This is a genomic window from Bacillus sp. ISL-47, from assembly GCF_018613175.1.
Taxonomy (GTDB): Bacteria; Bacillota; Bacilli; order Bacillales; family Cytobacillaceae; genus Cytobacillus.
The window spans coordinates 1-10491 of record NZ_JAGGQS010000077.1 but is presented as its reverse complement, the minus strand read 5'-3'; the positions used below and the strand labels follow the sequence as shown (position 1 = coordinate 10491).

Here is a 10491-nt window from a genome sequence, read left to right as displayed (position 1 = left end):
AATATATGAACAAAAGAAAAATAATAGAATAGAAACTGATTTTAATCCTATTAAAAATATAATAGAGCCATTTTTTTATAAAATAATGCGATGAATATCACATTTTAGACTCTCTTAATACATTAAGGAGCATATTAAAATTTAAAAATGGCTATACTGTACTTTTATTATTGAGAAGAATATTAGAATTAAGCCCTCAAGAAAAGATCAGCAATTTCATTTCTCAGCTTTTGATTATCTATTTTAAATTGCTTAGTTTATTATTTAATTTATGAGAAGCATGAAATTGATGCTTGTAATTCCCCCCTAGATGTTTTAAACATAGGAACATCATTGCAAGAAAAAGCAAAATCAGTAAAAAAGAGAACCATTCCATTTCTATTAACTCTTTTTTATCACTTTAAAAATAAAAATTGGAGTTTTTTGAAGCTAGCAATAAAAAAGAGTTTTTAATTAATATCTCTAAATTCCTTTCTATGGCAAACAAAAAACAGACACCAACGTGCCTGTTTTTTTGCTTATTATACCATTTGGCGGCAAGCATCTGCGCATTTAAAACATGCATCTGCACATTTTTGACAGTGTTCATGTTGATGTTTCTTGCATTCGTTGCCGCAAGCCTCACAAATGTCCGCACATAATTGGCATATCTGTTTTGCGAAGGGACTGTTTGATTGCATAGATTTCACAGCAAAAGCACAAATATCGGCACATTCACGGTCCATTCGTATGCAGTCTGCCATCATTTTCAAGTCTTCTTCATGAAAGCATGCATCATAACAAACGTTACAAGCCTCCATACATTCAAGGCATGCCTGAATGCATTGTTCGTAAGTTTGGCTGTACATAGAATCATCCTTTCTGGGTTTTTCTTTACTTTAGATAGGTTACCCCGGCATTAAGTAAATAAACTGCATATAAAATGCATATTTTTCACATAGACTCCTAAGAAAAGGTGCTTGTTATTTGTTTGGCCTTAAAGTCAGTTTTCGGACTACTTTACCTACTAATGGAATATTACCTACGAGTACTAGTCCTGATAAATCTACATTATTTAATATATCGGCACCCAAAACCCTGACCGTTAGTGGATTATGCAGGTCCATAAACACTCCTGCAACAGTGTTGCTACTCCTCATATGTTCAATCATAAAAACTTCCCACCCGGCTTACATACTCTATTCAATTCCTTCAACTCTCTTAACAGGATCAGGCACAGAGCAAAAGTAAAAGAAAATTGAATAGGGATTTCAGGATGAGTGAAAGCCTACGGGGGCCTGAAAAATCAATTTATAATCAGGATATTATTAATTTACAATATTTTCAAAACCGTCTCTAATAGGGCATGCACTATTACCTATAATAAAAAAGCCGAATATATACAATAAAAAGGACTGTATACATCGGCTTTCCTAAAAAGTTTTTAAAATCTAATACCTTTTATTCAATAGGTGATAATTCACCTTCAATGATCCATTTGTGGTCTTCTACTTTTTCCCCTGTTGTAGTAGTAAAGTCCAGCATATAGACGGTAGTTTCTACCGCTGATTCAACAACTGCTGTTGCTTCATCCATACCTTCCATATGATCTGCCTTAAGGGTAATTTCTGTACCAGGTTCAAGAGGCTCTTCACCGGCGTTTTCTATTTCTTCATGGATGACCCATTTATGATCTTTTACCGGCTCCCCTCCAGTTGTCGGATAATACGTAACAGAGTAAGCTATAGTCTCATATGCCCCTGAAATGGTTGCTACCGCACCTTTCATGCCTGGCATATGGTCTGCTTCAATTATGGCCTGACTGCCGATTTCAAAAGCTGGATTCTCAGCTTCTTTAAGTTCATCAGGAACTTCACCTGAACTTGACATAGTCTCAGCAAAATGAGCTTCAATTGTTTCTTTGACCTGCAAAGCATTAAGGTGCACCTTATTAATCAGTTCTTCGATCTCTTCTGCGGAAGCATTTGGTTTTTCTGGATTTTTAGTTAAGCCCTCTAAATGGTTTTCCGCAGCGTTTAAACGATTAAGTATATCGCCAATTTCTTCTTTATATTCCTTGTATCTTTCTACCTCTTCAGCAGTTAAGGGAGGTTCTTTAAGGGATGCTTTAATTTCCTTTATTTTAACGTTAATAGCATTCAATTTTTTCTTAATTTTATCTAAATTTCTCTCAACTTTCGATTCCTCTTTTACTTGAGCACTGGTTTGCATTTTGACTCCCGTATTGTGGGCATCTGCAGAAACTCCCCCAGCTGAAAAAGCGAGTACTAGGGATACCAAACCTAACCCTGAAATTTTTAAAATTTTGCTGGTCATTTTCTTCCTCCTTTAAATTATTTCACATGGGTATATACCTCCTAAAAGGTTATTAAAACCTCTAAACGTTCCCCAAACCAGAATTTAAAAAGAGAAGCACATTGTTACCTAAATATTTACTCTGTGGTTTTATATGCCAAACCCCAACAACTATTTATGTAATAAAGAGAGAACAGCCTAAATCACTCTGCGATTAGGCTGTTAATTGTTAAAGATTTTTATGTTTCATTACAATAATGGAACTAAATAGGAAAGCCTTTATCAAACAATGTTTGATAAACATTATTTACTGTTTAATGCTTGTTTTAATGTTTCAATATTCTTATTCATTAAACTTATATAATCCTCATTGTTTTGAATATCTTCTTCTGTTAATGATTCTAAATTGTGAAGTGTCAGAGTATCTGCACCAAGTTCTCTTTTAATAACCTCAGCAACCCGATTCTCGACATTTTGTTCGAAAAGGATATATTTTAATTCAGCATTTTCAGCGGTCTTAACGATTTCTTCAAGCTGTTTTTGAGAAGGTTCAGCACTTGGAGAAAGACCGCTAATTCCTATTTGCTTTAAGCCATATGCATCTTCCCAATAACCGTAGGCAGAGTGGGCAACGATGAAGGTTTTAGTTTGTGCTTCGTTGGCCATGCTTTCAAATTTAGAATCTACTTTTTCTAAATTATCCTTAAGAGCCTGATAGTTTTTCTCAAAGTAATCCTGCTGGCTGGGATCAATTTTGATTAATGCATTCTTTATATTTTCAGCAAGCTGCACGGATCTGCCTGGATCAAGCCAAACATGAGGATCAACATCTCCATCTTCACCGGCATGCTCCTCATCATTTTCTTCTTCATGTTCATCTTCAGAAGATTCCGGAACTCCAATTAAAGGGGTGCCTTCTGATGCTTTTACAATTGCTGTATCTTCATTTTTCACCGCACTAATAACTGCATCGGTGAACCCTTCGATTCCCGTTCCTAGATAGATAAATGCATCCCCTTCCGCGATTTGGACCATGGTTTTAGTAGTAGGTTCAAAGGAATGAGCATCAGATCCTGCTGGAACAATATTTTCTACTTCTACAAATTCCCCTCCAATTTTCTCTGAAAAATTCTGAAGTGGAAAAATAGTCGTGTAAATTTTTATCTTCTCATCAGCTGTTTGAATACTTTTGTCCTCTTGAGCTGCTTGACTGCATCCCCCAAGGGCTAAAATGCCAATAGCAAACAGAATTAGCCACATTGATTTAAACAAAGTGTTTCCTCCTCAATTTCTTTAAATAGTAATCATTACGATTTAAAGTGTATAAAAACTTACCTAAAAAGGCAATATATATTCTAAAATATGCAGAAAGTATGAATATAAAAAGGGGGATCAATCCCCCTTGAAAACTATTTCTGCACATCATTCCAATCTTCATTGAAATGCTCGGCTTTTGTATAATCTAATTTTGTTTTCTCCGTAGTCTTAATTCCGCTTAGTTTGTGAAAACGAAGCAAATCCCCATATACTACCTTATCAGATAACTCCAATTCATTTTTAACAAGATCTGAATATTTTTGATAAGGTGTAGTATCCTCTACGATTTGTCCTGTTTGATTATCATAGATTTTACCTTTAACTGATGTCACCTGTTCCGTAATATAGTCCCCATTTCTAAATGCGACAATTTCCTCCCTTTCTTTAGATAATAAGTCTGTTCCAAATGCTACCTGATGTGTTGTGTCAATGCCAAGCAAACGCAAGACAGTCGGGCGTACATCAATTTCTCCCCCATATGTTTCATTAACAAATCCCTTCAGGCCTGGTGCATAGATGAAAAGCGGCACCCTTTGCAGCTGAGTTTGCTCAAAGTCATCTATTTCCTTGTTCATGACCTTTGACATTGCCTCTTTGCGGTTTTCTGAAATACCATAATGGTCCCCGTACATAACGATCATAGTATTTTTATCAAGACCAGAAACCTTTAAATCCTCAAAAAACTGCTTAAGTGCTTCATCTAAATATCGGGCGGTCTGGAAATAACCGTCAACCGTTTTGTCGCCTGTTTCTGCAGGTTCAATCGACTGATCTTCCTCATCTATTGGATATGGAAAATGATTAGACAGCGTGATTAACTTCGTGTAAAACGGCTGAGGAATCGATTGTAAATAAGGAATTGTCTCTTTAAAAAACGGTTTATCCTCCAGCCCGTAGTTAATAACGTTTTCCTCTCTCATATTATAATAAGTGGCATCATAAAACATATCGTAACCTAATGACTTGTACATTTCTTCCCGATTCCAAAACGATTTGTAGTTTCCATGGAAAACCGCAGAATAATACCCTTTATCTTTTAAGATAGCTGGTAATCCCTGATACGTATTTTGAGCTTTAGTCGTAAATACCGACCCTTGAGGAAGGGGATACAAAGAATTTCCCATTAGGAATTCGGCATCAGACGTTTTGCCTTGTGCGGTCTGATGAAAAAAATTCGGAAAATAGATCGTGTTTGGATTTTTTGCCAATGCATTTAAAAATGGTGTTACCTCTTCGCCATGAAGCTTATATCCGATTAGGAAGTTTTGAAATGATTCCATGGAGATGTAAATAACGTTCATACCTTTGGCTGCCCCAAAATAATCTGGATTAGGCTTTGTATACTTTGATGATGTGTAGTTTTCCACTATTGCAATATCACTGCTGTCAGCCATGACTCTTTGGGCTGAGGACCTTGTGTTCTGGATAATATCATATATGGCAAAATTATAAGCTCCAAGATACTTTACAAGATAATTTCTATCAAAGCTTCGAGTCAGTAATTGCGGCCTATCTGCTTCTGCCAGTCCGATATTTACTCCAAGTATCAATAGCCCCGCAAGATACACCTTACTTAGAGATCTTCTCGATAATCGGGCGGGCATTTTCAGGCTCTTGGAAAGAATCAAAGCGAGCAGCAAGATGGTATCTAAGAAATACAGGATATCAGTTTGCTCTAGAAGAGCAGCCGCACTGCCGCCTACTTTTCCAAAATTCTGTGTCTGGAAGAGAACCGGAACAGTAATAAAGTCATTAAAGAAACGGTAATAGGCAACATTAGCATATAAGAAGAAAGTTAGTACAAAATTCATGGCCAGCAGCACCCAATGCTGTTTTCTTCCTTTAAATAATAGAGCAATACCTAAGAATAACAGTGTTGAACTTACCGGGTTGAGCAACAGTAAAAACTGCTGCATCCCATTGTTTACGCCAAGATTAAATTCGATTTTGTAAATTGAATACGTTTTTAGCCAAAATAATATAACTGCAAAATAAAAAAGGACTAGCTTTTTGTTTAAAAGTGATTTTATAAGATTAACACCAAGCATATTAACACTCCTAACTTTACAAAACTTTTTCGCTGTTCATTAGTTTAATATAATCATCCTAAAACATTATTCAGGAAGGTAGGTCACTGCCTGACTCCCCATTTGCCTCCAGGCTCTAAGAAAGTCTTCTTTGTTCATAACCTTATTTTTTATCCCGGTTATAGGGTCGTTAAAATATATACTTTTTTCATCATATCCAGTTATTAGTACCGAGTGCTCTTTATAGGTTATATCTATATCACCATCAGGTGTATTCCATTTTTCAAAAGCTGATTCCGGCAATTCTCTATAGGTCGTATTCGTAATAATCCAGACTGGAATGTCCAGCGAAAGAAAAATCATAAGCTCGGAAAACTCTTTGCCTGTTAAATCTATTACTTGTCCAGGCAAATACTTTTCAGCTAGTTCCTTTATGGGCTTATGATATACCCCTAATCCGGGATTGTCATATGAATACATATCCCCAATAAATCCATCATTTGGATGCCCCCAAAAAATATTGCCTCCTTCTTTCTTCAAAGGTATAGTATTCTTTTTGATTTCTTCTGCAAGAGTCATTTTATTCGTGTCAATCCCTTTATATTGCAGCAGCATAGCAAGGCTCGTCACCTCACACCCTCTTGGAAGTTCGGGAAACTGCTTAACTACGGGGGCATTGAGTAGAACTCGATCCTTTATCTTTACAATTTCATTTTTATATTCTTGCACCTCACCAGGGTTCTGGAAGACTTCTTTAGGAGCTTCTGAAACTATCAAACTTCGGATTTTTGAGAGTTCTTCTTTTCCTAATAAGAGAATTAGCGTTAGAGCTGCTGCAGCCAAACTATTAAAAATCAATAATAATTTCATTTTTTGTTTCCTCAGTTGGTTTTTCTTAAGTATCCCATTTCAAAACCCCCGGCCTACTGTTTTCTTTTTTTGCTTTTTAGGACAGTTTGAATAAAAACAATCCATTGCAACGCGAAAACAACTGTTACAGTTACTAGAAAAGGCTTTTGCACCCAGTTATTATTGCCTAATCTAAAAAAGAAGAGAAAGAATGCCGTGTGTAATACAATTAAAATATACAGAGTTCCGCTTTTTTGCTGGAGGTAGTCCCATCCTCTTTTTCCTAGTACTTCAATTGCTTTATTATTTGAAATCAAAGCCAATAAAAGCAAATACGCCAGACCCACAGTACCTACAAGGTTTGCAAGAGTGAAACCGGGATCAAATGAAAGCTGGCCTGTTTCTTGATTTACGCCAATGATTAATCTGATCGGTTCCCAGTAAAACCAGCCCTTGAAAAGTATATATACATGCAGTAAAGCCATAATGGCAGACCAAATCCCCAGTTCTCTTCTCCAAGGTAAAAAGCGGGCAAAAAGGGTATGAAATCGGCTTAACGGTCCAATCATAATGGTTATAACGAGAAAAAGAAGCGATACATCAGCAAAGGCCCGGTTCCAAGCATGCATAGCACTCCATTCAGAACGGCTTAATAGAAATATATAGATCAAAAATATTGCCACCGATCCAATAAGCAAATGCCTTATTAGTAATCCCATGGAAAACAATCCCTCTTTTCATTATTCTTTGTACTGCTAATAAGGTCATTTTGATAGAAAAAAACAGAAAATCTATGGGTCTATTCAAAATATATACGTTGAGATAAAAGACTAGAAAGTATTATCGCATATTTTTATCAAGAAAATGTGCAGTTAACAATAAAAAAGTACGATAGCCCATTGTATTAAAATAGGCTTTCGTACATTAATAAAATCTGATTTCATAAGAAATCCACTGGTTATTCATGCAGTTCTTACTTGAAAATCACTTAAACTTTAGAAGTATTATAACTCTTTGAAAATAAATATTTGATCGTTCCTGCATCGTTATCGGCAGGAATCTCAAACTCCTGCTCATACGGTTCAGGTCCTTTGCCGGTTATAACTATATGATCCCCTTTTTCTGAGTTTTTCCACGCATATTCAATGGCTCTTGTCCGATCTATTATCAAATGGGTTTTTCTCGCTCCAAGGTATTTTGCTGATTTTTCTAAATCTGATATCATTACTTCTTTCGAAACACCATTTAAGTCATCGAGCGTTAATATAATTTCATCACAATATTTAGCAGAAGTGTCAAGCATCGCCAACCTTTTGGTCACATCTTTGTTCCCTCTAAATCCAAATATGTGTACAATTCTTTTATGTTTCATGCTTTTGACGGTCTGTAAAAGGTTTTCCAAACCATCAGGGGTATGCGCGTAGTCTAAGACAAAGTTAACTCCTTGGCAACGATATACTTCAAACCGACCAGAAACACCAGGAAAACTTTCTACTGCTTTTTTTATTTCCTGGATATTTACTCCTGCACGCAACGCACAAAGTATCGCCGCAAGTGCATTTTGCAGGTTGTGATGCCCCGGCATTGGCATTTTGATCGCCAATTTTACATTAGATCCCTTTATTCTTATTTTTGAAACTCCAGATTCAGTCCTTAATAATTGAAGATCGTCATTTTCCGAAGTCCCAAAAGAAAATACGGATTGTTGTTTGCTCTTCAATTGATTAATTAATTTCTTGCCCCATGGACAGCTTGAATTCACTATAGCTTCTCCATTGTCTTTTATAAGGCTGAATAATCCCGCTTTTGTATTAAAATATTCATCCATATTTTGATGATAGTCCAAATGATCATGAGTAAGATTAGTGAAAATCCCATAATTAAATGCCAAGCCCTCTACTCTTTTTTGATGAAGTCCATGTGATGAAACCTCCATCACCACATTTTTATCCGTACTCACCCTCAGCATTTTATTTAATTCCAGTATATCAGGTGTTGTTGCAGTAGACATAAGCTCAGTTCCGTTTACAAAATTTGAAACGGTGCTGAAGAGTGAACAGGACTCCTGAGCAGTTTGAAATATGTGTTTTAACATATAGGCTGTTGTAGTCTTCCCATTTGTTCCAGTAATCCCTATCATGTTATGCATCAATGAAGGATCACTATATAGTGTTTTGGCCAGCTTCCCAAGAGCTTTTCTTGTATCTTGAACCCTGATGTAGGGAACAGGAAGAGGATAATAATCTTCTTCACCTACAACAGCGACAGCTCCTTTCGAAATTGCTTCATTTATGAAGCTGTGGCCATCATGCTTTAATCCCTTTATAGCAACAAAAACATCTCCTTTTTTTACATCTCTTGATTTGAATTGAATTTGATTTACTTTAATGTCAGGTACATATTCCACTGATTCAGCAAGGACTGAAATAAGATTCTTAAGCTTCATTTGTTGCCTCCGTTTATTCAAAAATAAAGAAGCTGTCTGAATACAGACAGCAAAGTATTTACAAAATAACTGATCTTTCAATTCTTAAACGAATTCACGTTATCAATTTTCTTCTTCTAATTCCATATTTTCATAATCCATACCATCTAGACCCATCTCCATATATTTACCCTCTAAACCTGAACATCTGATGAGACTAGGAATATATTTAAAATGGAAGGATTCCTTTTTAAATTTTTTCAAAATAAACTTCACTTTCTTACTTTATTTATATTTACTTATCCTCAATTCTACCCATTCAACCTATTAATAAACTCCACAAAAACTGCAAACTTAGTCAGTACGTTTATCAACAATGAAATTCAATTGGCACCAATACAGTATACTTGAGCGGGTTTTGCAGATTAATTAATCCCATCAGCATAGCCATGACCAGCTTTCCCAAATTTTCTTCTTAAGAAAATTAAGATAGCAGCTCCTATAATGAGACTTATGGACAGGACTTGAGCTATCCTTAAAGATTCTGTAAGCATCAGACTATCCGTTCTGAGCCCTTCTACAAAAAATCTGCCGATAGAATACCAGATAATATATGAAAGAAAAACTTCTCCGCGTTTTAAAGGAAGTTTCCTGATCATGATCAAAATGACAAATCCGGTTATATTCCATAAGGACTCATATAAGAATGTTGGATGATAATAGGCTCCTTCAATATACATTTGGTTAATGATAAATTCTGGCAGGAAAAGGTCTTCGAGATACCAACGGGTAACCTCCCCCCCATGCGCTTCCTGGTTCATAAAATTACCCCATCTTCCAATTGCCTGGCCAAGAATAAGGCTCGGTGCCGCAATGTCAGCAAGTTTCCAAAACGAAACACCTCTTTTTTTTGCAAAAACGATAGCTGTTAATACTGCACCGATTAATGCTCCATGAATGGCAATGCCCCCTTCCCATATCGCAAAAATCTCGCTGGGATCAGCAACATAATGTTCCCATTCGAAAACTACATAATATACTCTTGCACTCAAAATAGATACAGGAATTGCCCACAATAATAGATCAGCAAAAATATCTTTATCCAGTCCAAGTTTCTTTGATTCTCTTGTCGCAAGAAGCCAGCCTAAAAACAACCCTGTTCCTATGATTAGTCCATACCAATAGACCGTAATCGGCCCTAATTCAAAGGCTATGCGATCAATTGCCTCAATTTTTTCCATTGGGTTTTCACCTCTTAATCCTATTTGTAATTAGCAGTTTAACCGGATAATATCGAGAAAATATGCAAGAATGATTAATTTTTTGAAAAAATACTGTAACAAACATGGTGTGGAAGACAATAATGTTATTTATTTTAAAAGCTCAAACAAGGATAACCCCGCCCTAACTTTAGGACGGGGCTAAAAATAGAGTTATTTAAATTTTTGATGTCAGAAAACTTAACTACGCTTAGAATTATAACAATAAAGTCGTTTAAGCTTTATTCTACAATAGCGTCCGATTTTGGAATAAATACTTTATTGTAGAAAAGCACCCTTTAGCATTCCTGTAGTGCGT

At 35.9% G+C, this 10491-nt stretch carries 9 protein-coding genes; all 9 read right to left on the bottom strand.

Features of this window, described 5'->3' with window-relative positions; translation table 11 throughout:
- Positions 1-521 precede the first annotated feature (521 nt).
- Complete coding sequence (locus J7I93_RS22985; RefSeq protein ID WP_214728909.1) at positions 522-848, bottom strand: four-helix bundle copper-binding protein; 327 nt, start codon at positions 846-848, stop codon at positions 522-524.
- Positions 849-962: 114 nt separating this feature from the next.
- On the bottom strand, positions 963-1151 hold the full coding sequence (locus J7I93_RS22980; protein ID WP_214728908.1) for a hypothetical protein: 189 nt from the start codon (positions 1149-1151) through the stop codon (positions 963-965).
- Positions 1152-1440: 289 nt separating this feature from the next.
- The gene (locus J7I93_RS22975) at positions 1441-1926 is read right to left on the bottom strand and encodes a YdhK family protein (RefSeq protein WP_353050292.1); all 486 of its coding nucleotides are present in this window, start codon (positions 1924-1926) and stop codon (positions 1441-1443) included.
- A 672-nt stretch (positions 1927-2598) separates the two neighbouring features.
- Positions 2599-3555 carry a metal ABC transporter substrate-binding protein gene (locus J7I93_RS22970; protein WP_214728913.1) on the bottom strand — a complete coding sequence of 319 codons (957 nt, stop codon included), beginning with the start codon at positions 3553-3555 and terminating at the stop codon, positions 2599-2601.
- 149 nt (positions 3556-3704) lie between these two features.
- Entirely contained in the window at positions 3705-5660 is a 1956-nt protein-coding gene (gene ltaS, locus J7I93_RS22965; protein WP_251025968.1) for a lipoteichoic acid synthase, read from the bottom strand.
- Positions 5661-5726: 66 nt separating this feature from the next.
- A complete protein-coding gene (locus J7I93_RS22960; protein ID WP_214728906.1) occupies positions 5727-6509 on the bottom strand; it encodes a C39 family peptidase in 783 nt (260 codons plus the stop codon).
- Positions 6510-6562: 53 nt separating this feature from the next.
- Complete coding sequence (locus J7I93_RS22955; RefSeq protein WP_214988826.1) at positions 6563-7159, bottom strand: ferric reductase-like transmembrane domain-containing protein; 597 nt, start codon at positions 7157-7159, stop codon at positions 6563-6565.
- A gap of 317 nt (positions 7160-7476) precedes the next feature.
- Positions 7477-8934 carry a UDP-N-acetylmuramoyl-L-alanyl-D-glutamate--2,6-diaminopimelate ligase gene (locus J7I93_RS22950; protein ID WP_214728902.1) on the bottom strand — a complete coding sequence of 486 codons (1458 nt, stop codon included), beginning with the start codon at positions 8932-8934 and terminating at the stop codon, positions 7477-7479.
- A gap of 404 nt (positions 8935-9338) precedes the next feature.
- The gene (lgt, locus tag J7I93_RS22945; RefSeq protein WP_214728900.1) at positions 9339-10154 is read right to left on the bottom strand and encodes a prolipoprotein diacylglyceryl transferase; all 816 of its coding nucleotides are present in this window, start codon (positions 10152-10154) and stop codon (positions 9339-9341) included.
- Positions 10155-10491 lie beyond the last annotated feature (337 nt).